The 25,751-nt window shown below is 61.4% G+C and carries 26 protein-coding genes; 15 read left to right on the forward strand and 11 right to left on the reverse strand.

Annotated elements, in window-relative coordinates:
* Positions 1–148 precede the first annotated feature (148 nt).
* The 3 genes from QTL98_RS09900 to QTL98_RS09910 are packed head-to-tail and all read right to left on the reverse strand — an operon-like array spanning position 149 to position 2,317.
* On the reverse strand, positions 149–1,801 hold the full coding sequence (locus tag QTL98_RS09900; protein WP_445682049.1) for a MobA/MobL family protein: 1,653 nt from the start codon (positions 1,799–1,801) through the stop codon (positions 149–151).
* Entirely contained in the window at positions 1,782–2,042 is a 261-nt protein-coding gene (locus QTL98_RS09905) for a hypothetical protein (protein ID WP_445682050.1), read from the reverse strand. Before QTL98_RS09905 ends, QTL98_RS09900 begins: the two co-directional genes overlap by 20 nt.
* Positions 2,043–2,047: 5 nt before the next feature.
* Positions 2,048–2,317 carry a hypothetical protein gene (locus QTL98_RS09910; RefSeq protein WP_445682051.1) on the reverse strand — a complete coding sequence of 90 codons (270 nt, stop codon included), beginning with the start codon at positions 2,315–2,317 and terminating at the stop codon, positions 2,048–2,050.
* 209 nt (positions 2,318–2,526) lie between these two features.
* Here QTL98_RS09910 and QTL98_RS09915 point away from each other — a divergent pair, with 209 nt between their 5' ends.
* From QTL98_RS09915 to QTL98_RS09935, 5 genes are all read left to right on the forward strand, one after another.
* Positions 2,527–2,832, forward strand: a complete 306-nt coding sequence (locus tag QTL98_RS09915; RefSeq protein ID WP_445682052.1) for a hypothetical protein — start codon at positions 2,527–2,529, stop codon at positions 2,830–2,832.
* A complete protein-coding gene (locus QTL98_RS09920; RefSeq protein WP_445682053.1) occupies positions 2,819–3,415 on the forward strand; it encodes a hypothetical protein in 597 nt (198 codons plus the stop codon). Before QTL98_RS09915 ends, QTL98_RS09920 begins: the two co-directional genes overlap by 14 nt.
* Before the next feature lie 149 nt (positions 3,416–3,564).
* Positions 3,565–6,264 (forward strand): DotA/TraY family protein, encoded by a 2,700-nt coding sequence (locus QTL98_RS09925; RefSeq protein ID WP_445682054.1) that lies wholly within the window; start codon positions 3,565–3,567, stop codon positions 6,262–6,264.
* Between the two features lie 341 nt (positions 6,265–6,605).
* A complete protein-coding gene (locus tag QTL98_RS09930; RefSeq protein WP_445682055.1) occupies positions 6,606–8,324 on the forward strand; it encodes an Eco57I restriction-modification methylase domain-containing protein in 1,719 nt (572 codons plus the stop codon).
* An 18-nt stretch (positions 8,325–8,342) separates the two neighbouring features.
* Positions 8,343–9,104 (forward strand): PaeR7I family type II restriction endonuclease, encoded by a 762-nt coding sequence (locus QTL98_RS09935; RefSeq protein ID WP_445682056.1) that lies wholly within the window; start codon positions 8,343–8,345, stop codon positions 9,102–9,104.
* Between the two features lie 135 nt (positions 9,105–9,239).
* On the opposite strand, the gene QTL98_RS09940 is transcribed toward QTL98_RS09935, so the two are convergent.
* Positions 9,240–10,373, reverse strand: a complete 1,134-nt coding sequence (locus QTL98_RS09940; protein ID WP_445682057.1) for a tyrosine-type recombinase/integrase — start codon at positions 10,371–10,373, stop codon at positions 9,240–9,242.
* A 285-nt stretch (positions 10,374–10,658) separates the two neighbouring features.
* On the opposite strand from QTL98_RS09940, the gene QTL98_RS09945 reads away from it, so the two are divergent.
* Positions 10,659–11,003 (forward strand): cupin domain-containing protein, encoded by a 345-nt coding sequence (locus QTL98_RS09945; RefSeq protein WP_445682058.1) that lies wholly within the window; start codon positions 10,659–10,661, stop codon positions 11,001–11,003.
* A gap of 46 nt (positions 11,004–11,049) precedes the next feature.
* On the opposite strand, the gene QTL98_RS09950 is transcribed toward QTL98_RS09945, so the two are convergent.
* The 4 genes from QTL98_RS09950 to QTL98_RS09965 are packed head-to-tail and all read right to left on the reverse strand — an operon-like array spanning position 11,050 to position 13,099.
* A complete protein-coding gene (locus QTL98_RS09950; RefSeq protein WP_445682059.1) occupies positions 11,050–11,271 on the reverse strand; it encodes a hypothetical protein in 222 nt (73 codons plus the stop codon).
* 55 nt (positions 11,272–11,326) lie between these two features.
* Entirely contained in the window at positions 11,327–11,749 is a 423-nt protein-coding gene (locus tag QTL98_RS09955; protein WP_445682060.1) for an SRPBCC family protein, read from the reverse strand.
* On the reverse strand, positions 11,746–12,066 hold the full coding sequence (locus QTL98_RS09960; RefSeq protein ID WP_445682061.1) for an ArsR/SmtB family transcription factor: 321 nt from the start codon (positions 12,064–12,066) through the stop codon (positions 11,746–11,748). The genes QTL98_RS09955 and QTL98_RS09960 overlap by 4 nt, the downstream gene beginning before the upstream one ends.
* A gap of 55 nt (positions 12,067–12,121) precedes the next feature.
* On the reverse strand, positions 12,122–13,099 hold the full coding sequence (locus QTL98_RS09965; RefSeq protein WP_445682062.1) for an alpha/beta hydrolase family protein: 978 nt from the start codon (positions 13,097–13,099) through the stop codon (positions 12,122–12,124).
* 78 nt (positions 13,100–13,177) lie between these two features.
* Here QTL98_RS09965 and QTL98_RS09970 point away from each other — a divergent pair, with 78 nt between their 5' ends.
* Positions 13,178–13,774: a TetR/AcrR family transcriptional regulator gene (locus QTL98_RS09970; protein ID WP_445682063.1), complete on the forward strand. Its 597-nt coding sequence runs from the start codon at positions 13,178–13,180 to the stop codon at positions 13,772–13,774.
* Here QTL98_RS09970 and QTL98_RS09975 read toward each other — a convergent pair.
* On the reverse strand, positions 13,771–14,664 hold the full coding sequence (locus tag QTL98_RS09975; protein WP_445682128.1) for an alpha/beta hydrolase: 894 nt from the start codon (positions 14,662–14,664) through the stop codon (positions 13,771–13,773). The two genes, QTL98_RS09970 and QTL98_RS09975, sit on opposite strands and share 4 nt — an antisense overlap.
* 323 nt (positions 14,665–14,987) lie before the next feature.
* Between QTL98_RS09975 and QTL98_RS09980 the strand changes: the two genes are divergently transcribed.
* From QTL98_RS09980 to QTL98_RS10010, 7 genes are all read left to right on the forward strand, one after another.
* On the forward strand, positions 14,988–15,905 hold the full coding sequence (locus QTL98_RS09980; protein ID WP_445682064.1) for a LysR family transcriptional regulator: 918 nt from the start codon (positions 14,988–14,990) through the stop codon (positions 15,903–15,905).
* A gap of 76 nt (positions 15,906–15,981) precedes the next feature.
* On the forward strand, positions 15,982–16,794 hold the full coding sequence (locus QTL98_RS09985) for a putative hydro-lyase (protein WP_445682065.1): 813 nt from the start codon (positions 15,982–15,984) through the stop codon (positions 16,792–16,794).
* Between the two features lie 85 nt (positions 16,795–16,879).
* Positions 16,880–17,917, forward strand: coding sequence for a TRAP transporter substrate-binding protein (locus QTL98_RS09990; RefSeq protein WP_445682066.1), 1,038 nt, complete (start codon positions 16,880–16,882; stop codon positions 17,915–17,917).
* A gap of 33 nt (positions 17,918–17,950) precedes the next feature.
* On the forward strand, positions 17,951–18,499 hold the full coding sequence (locus QTL98_RS09995; RefSeq protein WP_445682067.1) for a TRAP transporter small permease subunit: 549 nt from the start codon (positions 17,951–17,953) through the stop codon (positions 18,497–18,499).
* Positions 18,496–19,779: a TRAP transporter large permease gene (locus tag QTL98_RS10000; RefSeq protein ID WP_445682068.1), complete on the forward strand. Its 1,284-nt coding sequence runs from the start codon at positions 18,496–18,498 to the stop codon at positions 19,777–19,779. The genes QTL98_RS09995 and QTL98_RS10000 overlap by 4 nt, the downstream gene beginning before the upstream one ends.
* Positions 19,780–19,952: 173 nt before the next feature.
* On the forward strand, positions 19,953–20,423 hold the full coding sequence (locus QTL98_RS10005; RefSeq protein WP_445682069.1) for a MarR family winged helix-turn-helix transcriptional regulator: 471 nt from the start codon (positions 19,953–19,955) through the stop codon (positions 20,421–20,423).
* A gap of 84 nt (positions 20,424–20,507) precedes the next feature.
* Complete coding sequence (locus tag QTL98_RS10010) at positions 20,508–21,776, forward strand: MFS transporter (RefSeq protein ID WP_445682070.1); 1,269 nt, start codon at positions 20,508–20,510, stop codon at positions 21,774–21,776.
* Between the two features lie 16 nt (positions 21,777–21,792).
* Here QTL98_RS10010 and QTL98_RS10015 read toward each other — a convergent pair whose 3' ends face one another.
* Positions 21,793–22,401: a hypothetical protein gene (locus tag QTL98_RS10015; protein WP_445682071.1), complete on the reverse strand. Its 609-nt coding sequence runs from the start codon at positions 22,399–22,401 to the stop codon at positions 21,793–21,795.
* 232 nt (positions 22,402–22,633) lie between these two features.
* On the opposite strand from QTL98_RS10015, the gene QTL98_RS10020 reads away from it, so the two are divergent.
* Entirely contained in the window at positions 22,634–23,548 is a 915-nt protein-coding gene (locus QTL98_RS10020; RefSeq protein ID WP_445682072.1) for a putative metalloprotease CJM1_0395 family protein, read from the forward strand.
* A gap of 156 nt (positions 23,549–23,704) precedes the next feature.
* On the opposite strand, the gene QTL98_RS10025 is transcribed toward QTL98_RS10020, so the two are convergent.
* Complete coding sequence (locus QTL98_RS10025) at positions 23,705–25,717, reverse strand: lytic transglycosylase domain-containing protein (RefSeq protein WP_445678351.1); 2,013 nt, start codon at positions 25,715–25,717, stop codon at positions 23,705–23,707.
* Positions 25,718–25,751: the final 34 nt, after the last annotated feature.

A 25,751-nucleotide genomic window follows, 5' to 3' on the forward strand; every position in this document is an offset into this window, starting at 1 on the left:
GTGAGGCCTGCCAGCCTGTGACCGGAGCGCTTTTTTATTGCATGGCGCCATGACGCATATTGCAAGGGTCAAGAATCAGATAACACACATATTTTTCAGTGACTTGTGACAAAACGACTGCGGTTTTGGCGATTTTGATGTCGATTTGTCACAAAGGGTGCTCTTTCTCCCTCTTCTTTCGGTCGCGCTCATCTTCATCGTCGTCTTCTCGTGGCCTAACCCAGCTCGGCACAAAGGCAGGTGCAGGCGCTGGTTCAGGAGGCTGCGGCGGAGCGGTGGCCTCCTGAGCGGCCCGGCGTGCGGCTTCGGCTTCGGCCCGGCGCTTCTGCTCGTAAAAGTGCCAGTGCTCGGCGGCGCTTCCGGCCGTCGTAAAGTCGTTGGCTGCCAGCGCTGCGACGACTTTTGGATCGCGGGCGTCCATCGCCGACCGGATAACCCGCAAGCGCCTCATCTCGGCGGCGTCGGCGGCACCTTCTGAATAAGCCTTGGCCGTGGTGGCCTCTCTGGCCGTGTAGTGCTGGACTGCTGCTGTTAACTGCTCACCAGCCAGCTTCTCCGCCCTGTGTTTCTCGGCAGCGGCCTTGGCTGCGGCCCGCTGACCCGCGCCATCGGCCTCTGCCATCAGGGCGGCATGCCGGGTCGGGCTGATGGCGTGGTTCATCACCTGAATGCCAGCCTGACCGGCAGCAAAGGCCAGCCGGTCGCGCTCTTCGTTGGTGCCGCTGACGTTGATCTCGGTCCAGCCGTCACGGATGGCGTGGGCGATGATTTCCTTGACGGCGGTGGCGTCAAGCTGGCGACCTTTCAGCGTAACCTTATCCTCGGTGGCGCGGATGAAGCCGCCGTCCTTCAGGAAGTACATCAACGCGCCATTTCGCTCTCTGATGCCCTTGAAAGCGGCCATTTCGGCGGTTTTGGCGGCGTCGTATCCGGCTCTTAGGTTGAGCAGCTTGGCAAGGTGGCAGCGTTTGCGGGCTTCCTTGATTTGGTCAGCGGCGGTGATGCCGAGCTCGATTTCGAGCAAAGCTTCCTCAAGCGCGGCAATTTCGGCCATGAGCTTCTCGGCCTGCCTGAGGTCGGCTTTTATTTGCCGGTTAGCGGCTAGCCACTCGGCAACCGGTGCGGCAGCGGCGCAGTCAGGGTCGCGCTTCCACGCTTCCCACATGCGGCGTGGGAAGTCCTTGGCATGGGTTTCTGCCGGGGCTTTGCCGTAGTCCAGACGTACCGGTATCAGCGCTGCTTCCAGCCATTCATTCGCCCGGTCCTCGAACCATTTGCGCTTCTGGATCGCGGCGCCCCACCAGTCCGCGTTCGAAGTCTTGCGCTCGCTGAAACCACCGGGTCCAAGGGTCCGACGCGACAGGATGATATGTGCGTGGGGCTGCTCCTGGCCGTCGCTGGCAAGTGGGGAATGGATGTCGAGCTGCACCGCCAGCCTTTCATCCGTCACCATTGGCTGGACCAGCCATCGCACAAAGTCCATGCGGCGGCGCTCCGGGATCTCGCGGGGGATTTCGATCTCAATCAGCCGGGCGGGCTGGCCATCTATGCGGGTTTCGGCGGCGGCAGCGGCTTGCCAGATGGCTTCTCTTGAGGCGACCCGGACGCCCGGCGGGAGCAATAACAAGCCGCCGCGATGTTCTTCGGCTTTACGGCTGAAGTCATAGACCTTGCCGTCTGGTTTGGTCATGCGGCCACAGCGCGAGTAAGCCGCGATCTTTATCAGTTCGTGGCCGCGCTTGGGCTGAACCACATCGAAGTCGATGTGACCGCGCCTGACTTTAATGGATTGTTGGCTCATCCGGCGTCACCGGGGCCGGGCCGCGATAGATGAGGCCATGGGCAAGGTGCATCCATGCCAGCGCGCGGACGCACAGTTGTTTCAACGGCATGGGCTCAAAGCCTTTGGCGACGAACGGCGCCTCGTCGTTGAAGGTCACACTGGCATCGTACTTGCCGTTTGCAAGTGTGAGCCTGAAGCGGCCAACTTTGACTTCGGTGGGCTGCTTGTAGCTGGTGAATAAGTAGTCGTGGTCGATCATGGCGATTACTCATCGGTGTCTGTTTTATTGGCGCCGATGAAATTTAAATCACTGACTTTCCAGCCGAGATTTTCAAGGGACTTCGCGATTTCAGATTCCAGCTCTCCTGAGCGGAAAGCGCGAAAGGCGTCGAAACCTCTGAATTTTTCCTCACCGGTCAGCACGAAGTTAACGACGCACACGTCGGCGGACCCGGAAGGCAAAACTTCGACGAATGCATAGCCCGTCGATGCCAATGAGAACTCACCTTTGAATTTCAGTACCAGCTTTTCCATCGCTTCATCTCCGCGTGCGCAGTCTACACATTCATATCCAGTAATCGGTATTCAGCGAGCATGTCGGAACGACATATAGGCGAGACTGAAAAACGATTACGATTCAATCTTGAGGTTTACGCTTCGCACATTTCAAGAAAACCGGTTCGACTTTCTGGACTCTGTACTCTAGGCGCCGTTCAATTAAAGGGCACCTCGGAGTTCACGAAATGTCAGAGAAATTGGAAGTGCCACGTCTCGAACTTTCGCAAAGAATTGAGACCTTGCGGCAGCGGGAATCTCAACTTCGGCTTCGCGTTGCACAGACGCAGCAGAAGCTGAAAGACACTGATCGCAAGCTTTCCGCTCAGCAAAAAATCGCGTTGGGCGCTGCATTATTGCGTGCGCTCGAAGCGAAGCCGCAGACATGCGAGCAGATGCGTCGATTTCTTATTCCGCACATCACGCGGCAAACTGACATTGACGCGCTGAAATCCACGATTTTGTTTCGGGATGTTGGCAATGAAGCCGAGTGAAGCTGACGAGGCTGATGATTGGGCCATGTATCTGGACCAACGTCGCCAGTTGGAAGCGTGGCACGCTAACGCCGAGCGCGAAATCAAGCTGGAGCGACTAGCGAAACGGTCGAAGCGTCGTAATTCGATGCGGCTGCAAATGCGCGCGTACGCAGATGTAAAAGCATCAGGAAAAGACCCAACCCACAACTTCGAGATGACTTTGACGATGGCAATGTTTGCTTTCGTCAACGGCCTCGATACCGGTTTGGCTCGGGCTTTCGTCCAGCAGTGCCGCGCGATCCGGGCAAATGACGCTGGCCGGTTTGTCGATGAAGTCGAGGCCGTTGGCGTTCGGTTGTTGGCGCGCGGGGTCAACGGTGAAGCCAGCGCAAAGCCGCTCACCGGTGAGCAATTGGCGGGTGATGACCGGCTGGCTGTCGAGGGCCTTTGCGGCATCGTTCGGCCCGCCGAACCCAAAGAAGAAGAGCAAAAATCGACCTCGAAGGCGGTCACCAAGCCGCTTCCGCCAATATCATCTGAAATCGAGGGAATGTCGGATGAAGAAGAACCAGAATTCTTTTCACCAGCTGTCACTTTTTAGTCGCCTCTGCCTTGCCGCAGCGATGGTATTTGGCGGGTACGTCGTGTGTAGCGTGATGGGCCAGATGCCCGAAACTCGGGTGCCGAGCGCTATTGCCATGTTTTTCGTGGTCTGCTCGGCGCTGTCGATGATCCGTAAGGGCGGCTGAAATGAAATGGTTGCGCGTCCTGTCGGCTGTCGCTCTAGGCAGCGGCGGCGTTCTTGGAGCGCTGGGCGGCGGTGGCATCGCGGCGTCGACCCGGTCAGCCTTTGACGGGCACCGTGCGATTTTTCGTGCATTTTCCCAAGTATTACAGCGGAAGCCCTCATCTGCTGTAGCCAGCACCACGCAACCAGAGCTTCGGTTGCGATGGTACTGGATCACGTTACTGACGGCCCTGTTAGTCCTCGTGGCAGGGTCGTCAGTAGCGTCCACAATCTATACTTTGACGGACCAGACCAATCTGGATCCTGCGCTGCGGGCAATCGGGCTGATTTTTCCAGACTCTGACCATGCCAATGCCTTGACCACCATGGTCGCAAAATTCATGGCGATCCTGTCCATTTTGGCTGCGTCAGGCCTTGTTTATCACTCCCTGCTGGCAATTACCGCGATGGCCGAAAGCGGGCGCTTTCCGCACCGACCGATGGCGACCGTTGGCTTCTGCGTGGCTATGGCTTTGCTCCTGCCCGGTGGCGGTGGGGGGCTGAATCTTGGACAGCGGACGGTCGCAGAAGCGGCGAGGTGGTCCAGTGACACCGCGACCGAACTTTGGACTGACTTCGCAAAAGCCACCCTGTTCGTGGACTACGAGCACAACGGCGGCGATCTGACGATCAACGTGGACGTTGGCGGCTACGACCTCGCGCGGGGCGTATTTTATTCCGAGCTCTGCGCCGCATGGGTCGGTCAATACTGGCCGAACAGCGACCAGTATAAAGAGTATATGCCCGGAGAACCGATGCCCTCGGCCCCTGATCCGGTTGGCGTCACAGCCAACGACGGCGGCTTGAGTTGGGATTGGGGCCTGTGCGGCTCGATCCGCGCGCTGCCCGCTGCTGGGACCGATGAGCCAGCGGAAGCGGCTTTCAAGACGGCCCGGATCTCAGCGATCAGGACGATGATTTCGAGCTTGCGGCAAAGCGGGATCGTAGAGCGCGCGGTCACCAGCTTTATGGCCATTGGAGCGGATGGCCCGACGCAATGGCCCGGTGATGGTGAGCTGCTGGCGGCCATTGGACCGGCAGCGCAGGGCTATAACGCTTCGATGAACGCCGCCGCTCGTATCTATATGGCGAAGGCCAACAGCCAGGCACTGACCAATGCCGTTGATGCCGTGGAGCAACGGGGCTGGACGGCAGCAGGAGCGCTCTGGCGGACGATCAGCGCGGCTAATGAAGCGGTCTATCATCAGGCTTCGTTGCGGCCTTCATATGTGAAGCAGTCCGACGACTACGTTGCCATGGGCAAGAAGGAGCCGGACCCACAACATGATGCGTTCGGCTGGCTGAGCCTGAAGGCGCGCATCGATCAGCAGCTTGTGAGGGAAGAGCGCCGAACCGAGCTTGCTGGCGACGATCTGGCTGCCGCTGGCGACAAGCGGGACAACCTGCTTGCGAAGTTGCTTAACCCGTTAACGCGACCAGTTGCTGAACTGCTGGCGGATTCTCTATCCACCAACGATGCCGATCCTGTCGGCTCTTCTATGAGCGAGGGCCACAAGCTCATCAACATTGTCGACACGGCTTGGTTGGCTGGAGCTGGCGTCGCAGTCGCCGCAAAGAACACAGCGGCGGACATGGCTGGTATCGATGGCGCCTTCGACTGGGCTGCCTCTTTCGTAAAGCCGTTTTTGTGGATCGCGTACACTATCGGGGTCGTGCACGCGTACATCATTCCGCTGATACCGTACGTCAGCGTAGTTTTTGCGGGCGTGAACTGGATGATCGCGCTGGTCGAAGCGCTGCTGGCTATGCCGATTATTTGCGTTCTTGCGTCGAGATTGGACAGTGACGGGCTAATTCATCAAGTCGCCCGGCCCGGATTATTGATCATCGGCAACATCGTATTTTTGCCGATTTATACGGTATTTGCGTTGGCCTCGACCTACTACCTGCTGCCGCCCGCCCTGCAAATCGTAGATGGCACCTTCAGCGCTGCATTCACTGGAGCGCAGGGTGGCTTCACCATGGAGGTAGGCGGGCTGCTCGCTGTGATGGCAACCAAATTGTATTTGGATTGGATGATCATGAACCGTGTTTTTTCCGTAGTTCATGAGATCCCGAACCGGCTTCTCAAATATTTCGGGCTCAGCGGCGAGTTGACGGACGCGCGCGGGCACTCCGGCTTCGTCGGTGTTGTCGGCGGTGGTGGCGGGCTGCCGGGACCGGGCGCCGGGGGTGGCGGTGGTGGCCGCAAAGGCGGGCGCCGGGGCGGTAGTTTAGGTGGTAGTGGCGGTGGGCGCGGCGGGCTTCCCGGCATCTCCAAGGTGCCGGGGGCAGGCGGCGGCGGTGGCTCTAGCGGTGGTGGCAGTCTGACGCCTTCAAGCTGGCTATCTGGTGATGCCGGTGGTGGCGCGTCTTCTGGCGGTGGCGTCTCTGGTGGGGGTGCGCCATCCGGCGATGCAGGGGGCGGAGGCGGCTTTGGCGGGGGCGGCGACAACACCGAGGCCGACATCTGGTTCAATCGCGGTTCGGTGGGCAACCTTTCACAGGATGACTGGGGGCAAGTTGAGTCGGCGTATGAAAAGTGGTGTGAGGAACGGGCCAGCAAGGGCAAGCCAGTAGGCGACGATTTCAACGTAAATAAATATGCGGCGTGGGCGATTGGTCGACAAAATGAGCGCCGGGGCGGCGCTTCCAAGGTTTGATCGCTCCGGCATCGACAGAGGAGTTATCCACCCGCAGGGCAGCCGACTTAGGCTGCATGTCCATGGCTCCGGAGCAATCGAGCGCGGTTCTATCGCGCTGGCTCGATTGCGTAGGGGCTGTGGACATGTGGGTAACTCTGGGCTCCGCCCCCTCGAATTCATTCACGCAAGGATTCAAGTTTTTGGCGTGAGAACGCCTGACAGAGCGGAGCATCTACAGGCGCTGCTGGATGCTCCGCTCTGTCCGAGTTCCTGTGGACAGGTTGAAGCCCCTCCTTTAGTTCAATGGGCCGTGAGAGGAGGCGCCTCTCGAAATTTCATTCACCGTTTTGGTTAGTCGTATGCGTGCGCATCCTCGCTCTCCTGTCGAAGGGTTTATTCCCGGCCTGTCTCCTGTCGCCGAGGCGTTGGAAGAGATGGCACGGGCTGGTGTCGAAGCTCGCGGCGCTATATTCACTAAGCCCGAGGTCGTTGAATTTATTCTCGATCTAGCAGGCTATACTGCGGATAGGCCGTTACATCGGTTTAGGTTGCTGGAGCCGTCGTTTGGTGACGGAGATTTTCTCCTGCCTATCATCGAGCGTTTGTTAGAGGCTTACGCAAGAGAGCGAGCGCCTGCCGCTGATGTCGTGGCAGATTTGCAGCGGGCTATTTGCGCTGTTGAAGTGCATAGCAAGACCGTGAGCCGGACCAAGGACAAGGTAAGGCGGCTTCTCGTAGAAAATGATTTTTCGGAGGAACAGGCCGAGGCTCTTGCCTCTAGCTGGATCATCGAAGGTGATTTTCTGCTAGTCGCCCTGAGCGGGAAATTTACCCATGTGGTTGGAAACCCGCCGTATGTCCGGCAAGAGCTTATTCCGAATGCACTTTTGTCTCTGTATAGATCCCATTACAGCACGATATATGATCGTGCCGATCTGTACGTGCCCTTTATCGAGCGGTCACTATTGAGCCTTGGCGATGAAGGTGTTTTGGCGTTCATATGCTCGGATCGGTGGATGAAAAACCGCTATGGCGGGCCGCTCCGTGAGCTGGTTGCCAAGAATTTTCACCTTACTCACTACATCGATATGGTGACGACGCAGGCATTCCAATCAGACGTTGTTGCCTATCCAGCCATCACCGTTATTTCGCGCGAGCGGCCCGGGAAGACACGTATCGCCCATCGACCCGAAGTTACATCGGCCACGCTACGTAAATTGGCGAAGGAGATGTGTTCGGATGAGCTACCTGATGGAAGTGGCTTGGTTGAGGTTTCGGGCGTGGCAAATGGCTCTGAACCTTGGATTCTGAATTCTTTCGATCAGTTGGCGTTGGTTAGGAAGCTTGAGGCTTCGTTCCCGCTGATTGAGGAGACGGGGTGCCGAATTGGTATCGGCGTTGCCACTGGAGCTGATGCCGTCTTTGTGGGGCAGTATGATGAGCTGCCCGTTGAGGAGAGCCGGAAGCTTCCTCTGGTCATGACGAAAGATATTCACGGCGGTGTAGTCGATTGGCGCGGCAAGGGTGTCATTAATCCATTTAATGAAGACGGGTCAGTGGTTCGTCTGGACGATTATCCGAAAATGAAAGTCTACATTGAAAAACATGAGGGCGCCGTTCGCAGGCGGAATGTTGCGAAGAGAAGTGGCGCGGGCTGGTTCCGAACCATCGATAAAATCAATCCTCAGCTAACTAATCGAGAAAAACTGCTGATTCCGGACATTAAGGGAGAGGCTAATGTAGTTTATGAAGGTGGTGAGTATTATCCTCATCATAATCTTTACTATATTACTTCGGATGAGTGGGACGTTCGTGCGTTACAGGCAGTCTTGTTGTCTGGTATCGCTAGACTGTTTGTTGCGACTTACTCTACTCGGATGAGCGGGGGGTATTTGCGCTTCCAAGCCCAATATTTACGTCGCATACGCCTTCCGTATTGGAGTTCTGTGGCTGAGGATGTTCGGCAGGCGCTTATCGATGCGGCAATTGCAAATGATATTAATGCGTGTAATGAAGCAACTTTTGGGTTGTATCGTTTCACGGATGAAGAGCGCGCTATAGTTGGCGGAAGCGCTTAAAAACGAAAGGAATGCACGTTGCTAGATCTGGCCGATTACGAACAGCAGGCACGTGAAGCCGTTAAGGCGTTTTGGGGGAATAGAGAAGTCGCTAGGGCGAAGCAAGTTGAAAGCGGCAATAGCGATCAGGGTGAGCGTTCCGGTGTCACCGGTGGCAAGAATATGGACGGCTTCCTTGTCCTTATTCAGGATATCGTGCGCCGAAATGGGCTTGCACACGCTCAGATTTGCATAGAGCGACGTTTGCTCACACTTCCCGGATTTTTTCGTCCAACGAAGCTGTGGGATATCCTCGTTCTGAACGGTGGTCGGTTGGTTGCCGCTCTTGAGCTTAAGAGCCAAGTTGGCCCTTCTTTTGGCAACAATTTCAACAACAGAACTGAAGAGGCAATCGGCACGGCTCTTGATCTTAAGGTTGCCTTCCGGGAGGGAGCCTTGGGGCAGGGGGCGCCGCAGCCGTTCGTAGGCTGGCTGATGCTATTGGAGGACTGCGACAGATCCAGAGAGCCGGTACGTGATGCATCTCCGCATTTCGGAACATTCCCCGAGTTTAATGGGGCTTCTTACTCTCAGAGATACAACATTCTCTGTCAAAAGTTGGTTCAGGAACAACTATATACGGCAGCTTGTTTCCTCAGTTCTCCCCGCGAGGCCGTTTATAATGGGGAATACAGGGAAATGTCTGAAAGTACGGGGCTGAGGAGCTTTGTGTCCACCCTTGCAGGGCATATTGCTGCCGAAGCAAGTCGTGGACCGTCGGCTGCGGGTTTTTTATTTTAGGCACCGGGAACAGCTTAAAAAAAGCGTGACTTTGTTCATCATGCTGTCGGTTGATGCTCTAATTTCAACCGGCAGCATGATCTTTTGGTTCTTCGGACTGTTCAGCGTAAGAGCCTGTAGGCATTTGAGGGCCAATCAGAGCTTCTTTGCGTTGAGCTTGCGCGCAATGTCACTGGGCTTGGCGTTTAGATAGCCCAACAAGGACTGTGCGGATTTGTGCCCGCTCTGCGACTTGAGTTCACCCAGCGTCAGACCTGCGGCTGCCATTCGTGACAGGCTCTCGTGGCGCAGGTCGTGCCATTTCAAATTACGGACCCCGGCTGCCATCTTTGCTTTTCTCCAGCGGTAATGAACCGCTGCGCGATTCAAGCTGAACAGTTTGCCAGTTCGTCGGGCCTCGGGAAGCTGCTCAATGTAATGGTCCAGAGCTGCGATGGCATCGTCTGACAGAACGATCTGGCGGGGCTGTCCGTTTTTTGTAGTCCTTTTGTCGATTACCGTTGTTCCTTGCGCTCGTCTAATTTCTTCGTGATTAAATTTCAGCAACTCGGACTTGCGCAATCCGGCACAAACGGCGATGCGATACAGGGCGAGCATCTGCGCAGCGTCAGGGCCTTCGGCCAGCGCCAGCAGGACGCGCTCTTCCTCTCCTGCGCTGCCTTCTTCCTCGTCGGCGTCTTGCAGACGCCGATCGCGTGGCGGCGTCTGTGGTGGCAGAATCACATCTGACACTGGATTGTGCAGGCCTTTGATGCCCCATCCGTGATTGCCGGTTCCGTCCACGTCGGCCCTCGCGGCGTGTGTGAAAAGCGAGCTGAGCGCGAATACGTCGTTTCGTATCGTGTTAGGGCTCTTACCGTCTTTCAGCCGCGCGTTAATGTGCAGTTGGAGGTCTCGCGGCAGATCGGGGCTCTCCAGACGCTCCGCCGCAATTGGATGGCGACGCCACGCCTTCAACCGGTTGCTCTTTTCTTTAAAACCCTTCTCTCTGACGGCCACGGTGTTGTTAAATAGCTCAAGTGCTCGTTCCAATGTCCAACCGGAATGCGGCTTGCCGTCGTCCGGCGGCAGTTCTGGGGCAAGGCCGAATTTAACGTGGAGGTGGGGCGGCAGCAGATCTCGGTCGGGCCAGCGGCCCTCATCAATGGCAGCCTTGACGCGGGTTTCCCACTTCTTGGCGGCGGTGATAGCGCCAAACGTTAACCCGAAAGAGACCCCTCGGTACCTGATGTGAGCTAAGTACCGACCGTTTCGCTGGATAACTGACATTTTCATTCCTGCAACAATGCTGCAACAGAAATTCAAAATATCATCAGAAACCGCAGAAACAAAGGGAATTGGAAGGGATTGCTAAACCGTCATACTGGGAAACTGGTATCGTGGGTTCGAATCCCATCCCCTCCGCCATTTACTCAGCAGCAATTCAGATAATCGAGCAGGCAAGCGCAAGTCGCTGGCCTGCATAGTCTTGTCTGAACCTGTACTCCCGGCATATTGGTCCTGTTCGTTATTGACGGCCGCAGCATGTCGTTGCGGCAAGCGAGGGACCTTCTGATGTCACTGTTTATGACCATGGACACCGCCGCTGTTGCCCCCGAGTACGGCCAGCCCGATCCCTCGCGCCTCATCCATGGTTCGCCCGAATTCACCACCTGGAACATTGAGCAGGCCGAAGGCGGCCTCTGGGCCGGGTTCTGGCAGTCGACGCCGGGCAAATGGCGCGTGGAATACACCGAGTGGGAATATTGCTGCATCCGCTCCGGCGTCTCCATCGTGACAGAAGATGGCGGCGAAGCGCGTACGGTGAAGGCCGGTGACAGCTTCGTGCTGCGCCCGGGCTTCAAGGGCACGTGGGAAGTGGTGGAGACCACGCTCAAGGAATATGTGATCCGGGAGTGAGCCGGCGGCTGGCGCCGCCGGCCTTTGAGGGGCGCCCTTTCGCGGGTCAGGCGCCGGCTGGCCCGGTGCTGCGTGCCTTGCCGAAATAGGGCAGCGCAAAGAGATAAAGCCCGCTGAACAGCAGCAGGAACAGCGGCAGCAGCGGCGAATAGGTCAGCCACATCGGCGGCTCGCCCCAGATGCGGGCGATGAAATTGGCGATGACGGTGGCGGTGAAAAGCAGCGACAGCCAGCGATGGGTCTGGCGAATGCGCTTGTTCCAGCTCATGGGCTTGTTCCTCCGGTTTGTTCTGTTTTCTGGGGGGGAACGCGTGGGCAGCCGGTCAGTCGGTCCGGGCCAGCAGGTCTTCCAGCGCGCCGAGGAAACGCGGCCACCCCATGCGGGCGCCGTGGAAATAACGCGGCTGGTCATCGCGGAAGCCCGTTTGCTCCAGCCGCAGATGTGTGCCGGCGGGTGTGGGTGTCAGCGTCCAGGTAACCACGCTTTTGAGGTCATGATCGCCCCATGTGTAGGAGAGGACGCGCCGGGGCTCGACCTCCAGCACCTCGCACTCCACCGAGCCCCATTCGGCGCTGAAACCGAACCGGTGGCCGACGTTCGGGGTAAAATCCGTCTTCATCAGCCATTCGGCCATCAGGTGCGGCTGGGTGAGGGCGCGCCAGAGTTTTTCCGGCGGGTGGGCCAGTTCCCGCTCGATGAGGATGTTCAGCGTATCGGGCGGGGTGGCGGGGGATATTCCGGTCATTGGTCCATCCTGGTCAGGAGATCTTCAAGGGCATCGAACCGGCTTTCCCAGAAGCCGGTCAGCTGGCGGGTCCAGTCTGTAAGCGGGGCGAGGGCGCCGGGCCAGGCGCGGTAATGTGTCTCCCGGCCAGCCTTGCGGTCGCGCACCAGCCCGGCTTCCTTGAGCTGGGCAAGATGGCGCGAGACCATGGGCTGGGAGACGCCGGCGCCAGCGGTGAGGGCATGCACGGTAAGCTCCCCCTCCCGCGCCAGCCGTTCAAACAGGGCGCGGCGCGTGGGGTCACCCAGGGTGCGGAACAGAAGGTCGGCGTCGATCATCAAAACCCATAACTTACAAGTTATGAGATAATTCATAACTTTAAAGTTATGGGAGTCAAGCCTGCGGATCGAGGCTGTCGGTTGTCTGCGCCGGCCAGGGGTTCTGTCCGTCCCGCAGCCAGCGCAGGCTTTCCGTCCAGAAACCGGCGGTATGGCTGTCGTGGAACAAATTGAAATGGCCGATGGCCTCCCGCCCGTAGAGGGCGGGGGAAAGCCGCACGAGGGTGCGGGGTGCACCGGTATAATAAGCGAGCGTGCGGCGCAGGGCCGGGCCGGTGCCAAGCTCGTCATCCGTTACCCGCACGGCAAGGACGGGCGCGGTTACGGCGGCCATGCGGGCGAGGGCGGCCTGCCGTTCTTCCGGCGGGTGGCTGCGCTCGAAGCGGGCCCTGCGAAAGCTCCATTCATAAGCAATGCCGGCCGGCAGATCCTCCAGCCAGCCCAGCCGGCGGCCGGGGAAATAACCGCACAACGCCGTGAGCGCCGGCATAGCGAGGTGCCATTTGGCAAACAGGCGCAGGCGCCGCTGCGGGGCATAATCGCCCCACCACGCATATTGGGCGCCGACCGTCAGCATGCGGGTGATGTGCGAGGCGGAGGGGGCAAGGCCGGGCAGAAAACCACCGATGCTGTGGCCGACGACCAGTAGTGCGCTCTGCGGCCGTTGCCGGCGGGCGAAGGTCAGCGCCGCCTCAAAATCCAGCTCGCCCCAGTCGCGCCAGCGATACCCGCAACCGCGAAGCTGCAACGGGTGGGAAGCGCCAATGCCGCGATAATCGTAAGTCAGCACATCAAAACCATGCCCGGCCAGGAAGCGGGCGTACCGGTGATAATACCGCGCCAGAACACCGGTGGCGGGGTTGAGGATGACGATCTTGTCCGCTGCGCCCGCCGGGCTGGCGCCTTCAAAGGCCCCGGGGGCTGCCGGCCAGAAATGGCCGCCGAGAGAAAGGCCGTCGGCAGCTGGGAAGCTCACCGGAACAGGGGCCGGAAGAGCTGTGGGGGCGGGCGGCTGGTGCAGGCTCTGGTTCATGGCGGCGGATGTTACGCAGGCCTTCCGCCTCAGGTATATTCACTGGTCGGTATACATAAAACCGGAAGGCGGGCAGCCATGGCCAAGGGAGAGCTTTCGACACGCGAGCGCATTGTCGAGGCGGCGGGTAAGCTCTTTTATGGCGAGGGTATTCGCGCCGTCAGTCTTGATGCGGTGGCCGAAAAAGCGGGGGTGACGAAGCGCACCTTCTATTACCATTTCCGCAGCAAGGACGATCTGGTGGCGGCCTATCTGGAAGCCCGCGACCAGCCCAATCTCGCCCTGTTCCAGCGCTGGTTTGCGGTAGCGGAGGGTGACCTGCCGGCCAGGGTGGAGGGCATCTTCCAGAACCTCGCGCGCTCTGCCCGGCACCCCAAATGGAAGGGCTGCGGTTTCCTGCGTACGTCGGTGGAGCTGGTCAACCTGCCGGGCCATCCGGCGATGGTGGCGGGGCGGGCGCACAAGAAGCGGGTGGAAAGCTGGCTCAGCGAAATGCTGGAACCGGAAGTCGGCACCGGGGCGGCCGAGCCGCTGGCGCAGCAGCTCATCCTGCTGATGGACGGGGCTTTTTCCGTGCAGCTGCTGCACCGGGATGCGGCCTATATTGAGGTCGCAGGGCAGGCGGCGGCAAATCTTGTCCGGGCCGCGATCACAGCGGCCGAAGGGCGGCTTTAGGCGAGCTTCAGCTGGCTGCGCAGCCAGGCCTCATACCAGCCCGGCCACTCGGCGCTGGGAGAGCCGGCATGCCCCATGCCAAAACCATGGCCGCCGCTTGCCAGCCGGTGCAGTTCCAGCGGCACGCCGGCGCGCTGGCAGGCATCGGCCATGATGGTGGCGTTGGCAGGGTTTACCACCCCGTCATCCAGCGCCTGCACCAGGAACATCGGCGGGCAATCCTTCGCCACATGGGTCTCGATCGACCATTCGGCGCTTTGCGCCAGTTCGGGATGCTCTCCCAGCATCACGTGGCAGGTGGAGGTGCGGTTATAGGGCGCCTCCAGCGTGATGACCGGATAGATCAGCGCGGCAAGCGCAGGGCGCGCCGAAAGCGCATCGGCCTCATCGCGCGGGCGATAACTCTCAAAAGCTGACCAACTGGCCGCAAGCCCCATCAGATGGCCGCCGGCGGAAAAACCGAGCACGCCCACTTCGTCCGCATCGATGCCGAATTCCGCCTCCCGCGCCTTGATGAGGCGCAGGGCGCGCTGGGCATCCTGCAGCGGGGCGAGCGGGCCGGCCTTCCAGCCTTCGCCGGGCAGGCGGTAGGTGAGCACGAAGGCAGTGATGCCGCGGGCAGCAAGCCAGCGGGCCGCCGGATAGGCTTCCCAATGCTGCTCGATACGGCGATAACCGCCGCCGGCCGCAATCAGCATGGCGGTGCCATTGGGTTTTTCCGGCCGGAAGACTTCCAGCGACGGTGTCACCACATTGCTGAGCGCGCCGCCGGCGCTCATATGGGCGGGGCCGGCCGGGCCGCCACCACCGGGCGGCGCGCCGTCCCAGAGCGGAAAGCTCTCGCGGGGAAAGGCAGTCGCCAAAGCGGGTTTCAGCAGGGGAGCGACCATCAGCGCCGCCGATCCGATCAGCAGCGTGCGCCGGGAAAGGCCGGCGGGGGTAACAAGGGGTCGCTTCCTGCTCTGCAAGGGCGGTGCATCTCAAGAGGATGGGCCGTCGATTTCGGCATTCTGACGGCAGCGGCCAGATAATCAATCCCTTCGGAAGGTCAGGTTTAGGTGAGATTCCCTGCGGCATTCCCCCGCATGCAAAAGGGCCGGGCCGCTGTGCAAGGCGGCCATGCATTTGCCGCCGTAGCATCACCCTTGCGGGCGGCGTAACGGCACGGCGATTATCAGGGCATGTTTCCGCCAGCCCGAGGGTGACGTCCGCCTTGTCCCGCCTCAATCTCGAACAGCTGCGTACCTTTCTTGCCATCGTGCGCCTTGGCGGTGTGCGCCGGGCCGCCGATACGCTGAATGTGACGCAGCCGGCCGTTACCTCCCGCCTCAAGAACCTTGAGGACACGCTGGGGGCCGAACTCTTCGAGCGCTCCACCACCGGGGTGCGGCTCACCAAACGCGGCGAGCTGCTGGTGCGTTATGCCGAGCGGTTCGAGGAGCTGGCCGCGCTGGTGGAAAAGGATGTGATGGACCCGGAAGCGGTGGAAGGCACGCTGCGCATCGGCGTTTCCGAAACCATCGCGCAATGCTGGTTGCCGGAGCTGATTGCCGAGCTGCACAAGGCCTATCCGGCGCTGGTGGTGGAGGTGAATGTCGATATCTCCGTCAACCTGCGTGCCGGGCTCATGGGGCGGGAGATCGACCTTGCCGTGCTGCTCGGTCCCATTTCCGACTATTCGGTCAACAACGTGGAGCTGCCGGGTTTCGATCTTGCCTGGTACCGGGCAGTAAATGCGCCGGAGCCGGAGGAGGGGCCGGCCGGTTATCTGCGCGGGCCGGTGGTGACCTATGCCCGCAACACGCGCCCCTACCGGGAGCTGAAGGCGGCGCTCTTCGAGCGCTATGGCGCCGGCGTTTCCATCTTTCCCTCCTCCTCGCTCTCCGCCTGTTTTCGCCTCGTCGAGGTCGGGCTCGGTGTCGCGGCGCTGCCGCGGGCGCTTGGCCGGCAATTCGTCGAAAGCGGGCGACTGTGTGAGTTCGATCCCGGCTGGCTGCCGGCGCCGCTGCGTTTCAGTGCGTCCTGGCTCGGGGAGCCGCAAAGCCATGTTGCTGAAACTGCTGCGAAAATCGCCCGCGATGTGGCCGAGCGCTTTGCGGCTGAACGGCCTTCGGGTGATAAAAATAGTTGATCAATTCTGCTAAGAATTATCGATTTGCCGTTATATCGATCCCTGCCGATCCTCTTGGGGACAGGAGGACGCAGGATTGGACACACAGTACGAACAACTTCGGCAGGTGGAGGCGAAAGCGGTGCGGCAGGACATCCGCACCGGGCGCTACAGCTCCCACACCGCAGGCCTTGCCGCCGGCAACCTGCAGGCAAACCTTGCCATCATGCCGGAAGCCTATGCGCTGGATTTCATGCGGTTTTGCCAGCGTAATCCGAAGCCGTGTCCGCTCACCGGCGTCTCCGATACCGGCAATCCGCAGATGTTCACGCTGGGCGCGGACATCGATATCCGCACCGACATTCCGGCCTACAACATCTACCGCGACGGCGAACTGGCCGGCACCACAGCCGATATCCGCGATCTGTGGGCCGATGACATGGTGGCCTTCGCGCTCGGCTGCTCCTTCACCTTCGAGCATGCGCTGCAGGCCGCCGGCATCCGGCTCTGGCATATCGACAATGACCGCACGGTGCCGATGTTCCGCTCCAGCATCGAGACGGTGCCGGCCGGCCCCTTCCGTGGGCCGGTGGTGGTGAGCATGCGGGCGGTGCCGGAAGACCAGCTTGAACGCGCCATCGAGATTTCAGGCCGCTTTCCGCTTGCCCATGGCCGCCCGCTGCACTGGGGCGATCCGGCGGAAATCGGCATTGCCGACCTGGCAAAGCCCGACTGGGGCGATGCCGCGCCGCTGGAGCCGGGCCATGTGCCCGTGTTCTGGGCCTGCGGCGTCACCCCGCAGGCGGTCATCGCCGAGGCGGGCCTGCCCATCGTCATCACCCATAAACCCGGCCACATGCTGATCACCGACGTGCCTGAAGACGCGGAGGTGCCGGTACTCCGGGGATAAAAACTGCCCTGAACAAAAAGACTACCCAAAAGAAAAAGCCACCAAAAATACGGCAAAACAACAAGTTACGAACAGGAGAGTCCCGATGAAATCTTTGCTTCCGCTGATCGCGGCCGGCGCCCTCGTTTCCGCCCCGGCCTTTGCCGAAGATCTCGCCGTTGTCGGCAGCTGGTCCTCGCTGCCGCTGCACAAGCAGTTTGAAGCCCCGTTCTGGTCCAAGACGCTGCCGGAAGCCTCCGGCGGCAAGATCAAGGTGGCGCTCACCACCCATGACCAGATGAATGTCGGCGTGGGCGACGTCTACCGGCTGCTGGGCCAGGGTGTTTACGATGTCGGCATGACGGTTGCCGATTATGCGGTGACCGACGCGCCGGAGCTTGAAGGGCTCGACGTGCCGCTTTTGGCGCTCACCACCGACCAGGCCAAGGCAATGGTCGAAGCGGCAAAGCCGATGGTCGAGGACATCTTCAAGAAGCGCTTCAACTCCCATGTCCTGGCCATCGTGCCCTATCCGCCGCAGGTGGTGTTCTGCAACAAGCCGATCACCGGCCTTTCCGATCTCAAGGGCCTCAAGATCCGCGCTTCGGGCCGCATGACCGCCAAGTTCCTGGAAGCGCTGGGCGCGGAAAGCGTCAATGTCAGCTTCGCCGAAGTGCCCGGCGCGCTGCAGAAGGGTGTGATCGACTGCGCTGTCACCGGTGCCGGTTCGGGCTACAGCGCCGGCTGGTGGGAAGTTTCCACCCATCTGTTCCCCATTCCGCTCGGCGGCTGGGATTCCGTGGTCACCGCCATCAATCTCGACAAGTGGAACTCGCTGAGCGCAGAGACGCGGGAACTGCTGACCACCGAGACGAAGAAGGATTTCGAGGACAAGGTCTGGGCGGCCGCCCAGGGCTCCCTCGATAACGATATCGCCTGCCTGACCGGCAAGGGCACCTGCACCTCCGGCCCCGCCCATGCCATGACTCTGGTGCCGGTGACGGACGGTGATTTCGCCCGCGCGTGGGATATCCTCGAGGTTTCGGTGCTGCCCGACTGGGCCAAGCGCGCCGGGGCCGACTGGGTCACGCGCTGGAACGAAACCGTGGGCCGTACCGTCAACGTCGTCGTCGAGACGAACTGAGGCGCTCGCAAGAGGTCGGGAGAGGATCTGGAAATGGCAGAACGGTTGCTCGCGGGCCTGAGGCGCGCGAACCGGTGGGTCGTTCTGGCGGTGGGGCTCGTGTTGTTTGCCTGCGCTGCCTTCGTTCTGGCGGATATTATACTCAGGAAAACCGGGTCCTCTCTCGGCGGTACTGACGAGATCAGCGGTTATGTAATGGCAATCGCCACCTCCTGGGGGATGGCGTTTGCCCTGACGGAACTGGCCCATGTGCGCATCGATGTGCTGCGAGCACGGGTAGGGGCGCTTGGGCGCAGCCTCTTCGATCTCTTCTCGATGATCGTGCTTTCGGCCTCCGTCACCTTCATCGCCGTCAAATGCTGGCCGGTGGTGGCGCAGACGCTCGCCAATTCCTCCCGCGCCAATACGGCGCTGGAGACCCCGCTCTGGCTGGTGCAGGTGCCGTGGTTTGCCGGCTGGGTGTGGTTTGCCTGTGTCGCCTGGCTCACCCTTTTTGCCGCTCTCATTCTGGTGCTGCGCGGCGAGTTTGAAAAAAGCGAAAGCGCCATCGGCGCTTTTGCCGAGCAGGAGAATGCGCTGTGATCGCCTATGTCTCCATCGGCCTTCTGGGCCTGCTTGCCTGCTCCATTCCTGTCGGTATCGTGCTGTTCCTGCTGGGCTTTGGCATCGACATGTTCTTCAGCCCGTTTCCGCTGTCGCGGGGGCTCGGGCTCATGGTGTGGTCGACCTCCAACAATGCCACGCTGATCGCCATCCCGTTCTTCGTGCTGCTGGGCGAGGTGCTGGTACGCAGCGGCATCGCCACCCGCACCTACAAGGCGCTCGATCACTGGGTGTCCTGGCTGCCGGGCGGCCTCATCCACGCCAATGTGGCAACCGCCACACTGTTTTCCGCCACCTCCGGCTCTTCCGTTGCCACCGCGGCGACGGTGGCGACCGTGGCGATGCCGCAGGCGGAAAAGATGGGATACGACCCCAAGCTGTTCTCCGGGGCGATTGCCGCCGGCGGCACGCTCGGCATCATGATCCCGCCGTCGATCAACCTCATCGTCTATGGCTTCCTGACGCAGACTTCCATCCCGCGGCTCTTCCTCGCCGGGCTGCTGCCGGGCCTGCTGCTGGCGCTGGGTTTCATCCTCATCACCGTGGTGCTGTGCACGATCAAGCCGTCTCTCGGCGGCGAAAGGCGGGTATTTCCGCTGAGGGAGATGCTGGTGGCGCTGTGGGAACTGGCGCCGATCATCCTGCTCTTCAGCGTCATCATCGGCACCATCTATGAAGGTTGGGCAACGCCGACGGAGGCTGCTGCCGTGGGCGTGGCGGGGGCGCTGGGTGTCGCATCCATCTTCAGCCGGGTTACCTGGCAGATGATCGCCGAGAGCGTGGTCGGCACCGTCAAGGTCACTTCCATGATCATGCTGGTGGTCATCGGCGCCTCCTTCCTCAACTTCACCCTTGCCTCCGCCGGGCTGGGGCCGATCCTGCGCGGTTTCCTCGACGGGCTCGGGCTCTCGCCGCTGATGACGCTGCTGGTCGTGGTGCTGATGTACATCGTGCTCGGTTTCTTCATCGAGACGCTGTCGCTGATGGTCGTCACCATTCCCATCATCGTGCCGCTCATCCTGCACCTTGGATACGATCCGATCTGGTTCGGCATCCTCATGATCGTGCTGATCGAGATGGCGCTCATCACGCCGCCGGTAGGCCTCAACCTCTACGTCGTGCAGGGCGCGCGCAAAAGCGGCCGGCTCGGCGAAGTTATCCTCGGCACCATTCCTTATGTCGGAGTGATGGTGCTGATGATCGGTGCGCTCATCGCTTTTCCGAAGATCGCGCTGTTTCTGCCCCAGACGCTGCATTGAGGAGTGCAGTGATCTCCCGCGGTCCTGGCACCGGGGGGTGACGGAACCGGAGTTCAGGGAAACTCGAAGCGGGGCCGTCTGGCCCCGCTTTTTTTATGCCCTGCGCCTGATGCCCGGCGAGAAGTATGAAGTTAATCTTTTTAGTTTACCTTCATATCTGCCAGAATGCCGGCATGACGAAGAGCGATCACCCCGGGGTGGAAGATGAAGCGCCGCTGGCGGAGCCGGCAGCGCTGCTGGCCTCCGAACTGCGCGCCGTGGTCGGACGGCTCAGGCGGCGCATGCGCGACCAGACCGGTCCGCGCGATCTCAATTCCAGCCAGGTGGAAGTGCTGCTGCGGCTCGACCGCGAAGGGCCGGCCACTACTTCCAGCCTTGCCCGCGCCGAGGGCATGCGCCCCCAATCCATGAGCGCGGCGCTCGCCCCGATGCTGGCACGCGGGCTGGTGGCTGGCGCGCCTGACCCTGCGGACGGGCGGCAGACCATCCTGACGTTGACGGATGCCGGTCGCGGCTGGCTCGACCAGAAACGCGCCCTGCGCCAGGACTGGCTGACCCGCAAGGTGCGTTCCGAACTTTCCGCTGCCGAGCAGCAGGCGCTGATGACGGCCATCGACCTCATGAAGCGCCTTGCCGACGGCTGACCTTTCGATTTTTTGATCCGGCACGCCCCGCAGAGCCGGCTCGCGGGGCGTGCGCCAGACTGACCGGCCTGAGTACCCATTAAAATGAACCAGCGTGTGCTGCGTTATTTCCGTTCGCTCAAAAGCCGCAACTACCGCATCTGGGCCTCGGGCGCGATCATCTCCAACATCGGCACCTGGATGCAGCGCACCGCGCAGGACTGGCTGGTGCTGACCGAGCTGACGCACCACGACGCCTCCGCCGTCGGCATCGTCATGGCGCTGCAATTCGGTCCGCAGTTCCTGATGCTGCCCTTTACCGGTTTTGCCGCCGACCATTTCGACCAGCGCAAGCTGCTGATCTTCACCCAGGCGCTGATGGGCCTGCTGGCGCTGGGGCTCGGGGTGCTGACCATCACCGGGCTGGTCCAGCTCTGGCACGTCTATGTCTTTGCTTTCCTCTTCGGCTGCGCCTCCGCCTTCGATGCCCCGGTGCGGCAGACCTTCGTTGCCGAACTGGTGGAGGAGGGGGATCTGCCCAATGCGGTGGGGCTCAATTCCACCTCCTTCAATGCCGCGCGCATGATCGGCCCGGCAGTCGCCGGCTTCGTTATCGCTTCGGTCGGCACCGGCTGGGCCTTCCTGCTCAATGGCGCCTCCTATGCCGCTGTGCTCGCCTCGCTTTTCGCGCTCAGGGTCAGCACCGGCGGGCGCATGGCGCGAGCGAGCGGCGGCAAGGGCAGCTTTACTGAAGGTTTCCGTTATGTGCGGGCGCGGCCGGACCTCAAGGCCATGCTGGTGATGCTGTTCCTCATCGGTACCTTCGGCCTCAATTTCCCGATCTTCATCTCCACCATGGCGGTGCGGGTTTTTGGCGTGGATGCCGGGGGGTATGGTCTCCTGTCGTCCATGATGGCGGTTGGCACGGTGATGGGGGCGCTGCTGGGGGCCGGGCGGGACAAGCCGCAATTCTCCGCCCTGCTGGCAGGGGCTGCCATCTTCGGCATCGGCTGCGCGGTGGCGGCGCTGGCGCCGGGATACTGGTTCTTCGCCGGCACGCTCACCATCATCGGCGTGGCCGCGCTTACTTTCATGACCACCTCCAACAGCCTGATGCAGCTGTCGACCGAGCCGGCGATGCGCGGGCGGGTGATGGCGCTGCGTCTTGCCGTCGCCATGGGCGGCACACCCATCGGCGCCCCCATCGTCGGCTGGATCGCCGACAATTTCGGCCCGCGCTGGTCGCTTGCCGCCGGCGCCGCCTCCGGCATCCTCGCGGCAGCCGTCGCCATCGTCACCATGATGCGGCAAAAACACCGGCCGCCGGAACGCGGCGTTTCCGTGACGCTGCCTGCCGCCGGGCATCAGGCCTGAATGGCGAACTTTCGGATCAAGAGAGGGGTGATGAAGAACCCTTGGCTCTCTCGGCTCTCCATTTACGAAAAGCCAGAAGGCCGTAAATGGCAATAACTAACGCCGCCATGTAAAGCATCGAGTGGTCAGCATCTGGATCATCACGGTGACTGAGATATTGCTGTACGGCCAAGAGGATGCCCATCAGACAAATGACAGCCATCTGGCGATAGGTAAATGTCGCGGTGTAGGCCTTGCGCACTTCTGCTTTTGAGGGCGGTGCGCCAACGGCTGGCCGGCCTCTCAGGGATCTGGCCGGCGCATTCCAGATTCTGCGATGTGCCAGCATAAAAAGCACCATAAAGATACCTGTTACGGCCAATATTGAACCCTGAAGGAACTGCTCGTCGGGGCCGGACAGGATGAAGGCCAATGCAAGAACAGCCAGCAATACACCCCCGATAAGAAGATTCATTAGGCGCTTGCGCTGCGTTTCGTAGTTCGCGATGAAAATCTGGCGTTCCGAAGCGGTTACCCGGATAGGCGCCGCCTTCATGTTTTTCCTGTATAGGAAGTCGTTTCCTTCGGCCTCGAATTGGCCTGCGAACATCCGGCTGCCAGTTTCTGAAAATTTTCCACCAAACATATGAACGCCACATTCAGGTATCTATTTTTACATCTTATAAGTCAGACATTGGGAGGTTGCAGCTACCTTTAATGGAGCCTGGAACGCTCGTCCGGATTTGGTGGGAGCCGCGGAATGCAGGCCAGGCCTTTACGTTTTCTCCTTATGTTCCCATAATATGAAATTCAGATTGAACTCGCCCGTCTTTCAAAAGGGCGGGGACCGAGGGGCGCCCTGAAAGGCTCCGGCAGCCATGACGGCCACGATTGGACAGGTACAGCTTATTCCGAACACGAACGGCTCGCTCGGCCGTGTCGTCTCGGTGTACCCGCTCTATCAGGTCGATCCCACCGAGGCAGTTTCCGCGGTGCAGCTGCAGGCCATCGAGCGGGCCGCCGCCGCCCGGGTTGCCGCCAATCCGCGGCCGGCTGCCTCTTCATCCTCTCCCGGCGCCTCGGTTGGCGATGGCGCGGTCGATCCGGCAACGCTGCTGGCGGCGCAGGCTGCCCTGCCGGCCGGGCAGCTCGATAGCGCAACCGCCTCCGCCGTGGCGCAGGCCGCCGCACAGGCGGCGACCCGCACGGTGCAGCGCACCGAAGTCAGCGGCGGCGCGTTCAAGACCGAACAGCAGATGGATAGCGGCGAGAAAGCGCAGCTGGCTGAACTCAGGGCCCGCGATGCCTCGGTCCGCAAGGAAGAGCAGACCCATGCCGCCACGGCCGGCGTCTATGCCGGTTCACCGCAATACAAGTTCGAGCGCGGGCCGGACGGGCGGCAATACGCGGTCGAAGGGTCTGTCTCGGTCAAGATTTCCGCAGCGACGCTGAGCTCACCGGAAAAAGCGGCTGCCGCGCTCAAGACCATCCAGGATGCCGCGCTGTCGCCGGAAAATCCGTCTGCCGGCGATCTGTCCGTCTTCACTCAGGCGCGGGCGGCGGAAGCCAGCAATCGCTACAAACAAAGCCAGGCTCTGGCGCAGAAGGGGGCGGCCGCGAGTGATGGCTCCGCAGATGGCGGCACGGCTGCGGAGGACACGGCCGGCAGTGACGGGACCGATCAGACGGACAGCAGCACGGCCGGTACCGATAACAGCCACGACGACAGCTGGCTGCCGCCCGGTGCACTGCCGGAGTGGAAACGCGAGAAAGAATTGAGCCTCAGCGTCTGATTGCCGCTGTCCGTCCTCCCCATTCATGGGGAGGTGGCCCGCAGGGCCGGTGGGGGTAATGAGGTATCAATCGGGCGAAGGCCTTTACCCGGCACGCTCTCATTACCCCCATCCGCCGCTTTGCGACACCTTCCCCGGAGCGGGGAAGGATTGTGGTCAGTTCCGGCTTGCCGTCAGCTCCGGCGATACCGCCATGGCAATGGTCTCGCGCTGGCCGAAGCGCAGCCGGTAGACATGCAGGTTTTCCAGCACGCGCTGGACATAGTTGCGTGTCTCGTAGATCGGAATTTCCTCGATCCAGTCGACCGGATCCTGTCCGGGGTCGCGCGGGTCGCCCATGTCCTTCATCCAGCCACGCACCCGGCCGGGGCCGGCATTGTAGGCGGCAATGGCGAGGATGTAGGAGCCGTTGAAGCGCGAGATGAGGTTGCCGATATAGGCCTCGCCAAGGGCGAGATTGTAGTCCTCATCGCCCGTAAGGGCGGCGGCCTTGTAGTCACGGCCGAGCTTCTTTGCCATGTCCTGCGCCGTGCCGGGCATCAGCTGCATCAGGCCGCGCGCGCCGGCATGGCTGTGCGCTTCGGCGTCGAAATTGCTTTCCTGCCGGACGAGGGCGTGGATGAGCGCCGGCTCGATACCGCCGTCGGGCAGCTTGTCGAGCTGGGGATAACCGGCACGGGTCAGCATGAACTGGTCGGTTGTTGCCTGCCGGGCGGTTTCCACCGCCACGCCGGTAAAGCCCAGATCATCGGCAAGATCGGCCGTCATCACATAATCGGCGCCGCTCTTGGCCAGATACATCATGCGGGTCAGCACGAGGCGCGTCAGGTCCTCCTCGCCAAGGTCATGCATCAGATGGGCAAGGCGCACCATCTCGTCCTTCTGGAAGCTGGCGCGGGTGGCGGCATCCACCTTCGGCTCTTCCGGCAGGGGCAGCGGCGTGCCGCTGTCGAGATGGCTGGCGGCAAGCTGGCCGTAATAGGTCGTCGTATGCACGGCAGCGGCCTGGTACCACTGGGTGGCAATCGCCTTGTCCCCGGCGGCAGCGGCTGCCTCGCCGGCCCAGTAGGCGCCGCGGGCAAGCGAGATGGGCATGCTGACGCCGCGATAGAGCCGGTCAAAATGGGCAAAGGCGGCAACCGGCTGCTTGAGTTTGCGCAGGGCAATCCAGCCGGCAAGGAACTCGGCCTGGGCAAAACCGGAGCCCTGTACCTGGCCATGGGCGGCGGTGACCTCATAGGCCTGGCGCCACTTGCCGTCATCCATCAGGCGGCGGGCCAGGATCTGGCGTTCCTGCCACCATTCATCGAGATGCGTCGGGTCTTTGGGCTGCAGCTTCAGCAGCTCGAAGGCGTCCGGCCGGTCCTTCTTGCGGCGCCAGCGCAGCCGGTCGAGTGACAGGCCCGGATCATCCTGGAATTCCTTCGGTATCGCGCGGATCGCAGCATCGACGCCCGGGTCGAGGCGGGCGAGCGAGCGCCGGGCCTGGATCATGGCCATGTAACCGGGCGAGATCAGCTTGCGCATCCGGCCGATGGCACTGTCGCGCCCGTCCCAGGCAAGGCGGTCGGCGCGGGCGCGATGGTCGGCCTCGGTCAGCTGGTCGCCGAAGGCCTGCAGGAACATGTCCTCTTCCGCCGGGGCGAAGTCGGTGTTGATCCAGACCTTGCGCAGGTAGGCGGCTGCTTCTTCCGGCGGCACCACGTCGGGCAGGGCGAGGGCATTGCGCAGCACGCCGGCCGAGGTCAGCGGCGGGTATTTGCGGAAATGGTCGACCACATCGGCCGAGGGAGTATCCCACGGCAGCGTCTGCTCGATGCGCCGGCGCAGGATGGGCGTGCCCGGCCAGCGGTCATTGGCATGCAGGAAGGTGATGAGATCCCTGTAGGTCGCCGGCTGGCCTTCATCGGTCAGGCGCAGCCACAGGATGGCCTTCTGGGCGAGCGCATCCTTGCCCTTGGAGCCCAGGGTCGCCGCCAGCGTGTGCTCGCCATTATGGGCGTGCTGCATGGCCTGGCGAAACAAATCCCAGTCGCCGTCGGTCAGCGGCGTTTCCGGGTCGCTGCGCGTCGGCATGCCGGCCGCCGGGCGGGGCGGCGGCAGCGGCGGAGCGGCAGCGGCCTCGCCCACGAAGAGGCAACCAGCCAGAAGGAAACTTGCCAGCCGCATCAAGCCACTGGCAGCGCGCTTGCGGGGGCTGTGG

The organism is Radicibacter daui (genome assembly GCA_030657355.1).
GTDB lineage: Bacteria > Pseudomonadota > Alphaproteobacteria > Radicibacterales > Radicibacteraceae > Radicibacter > Radicibacter daui.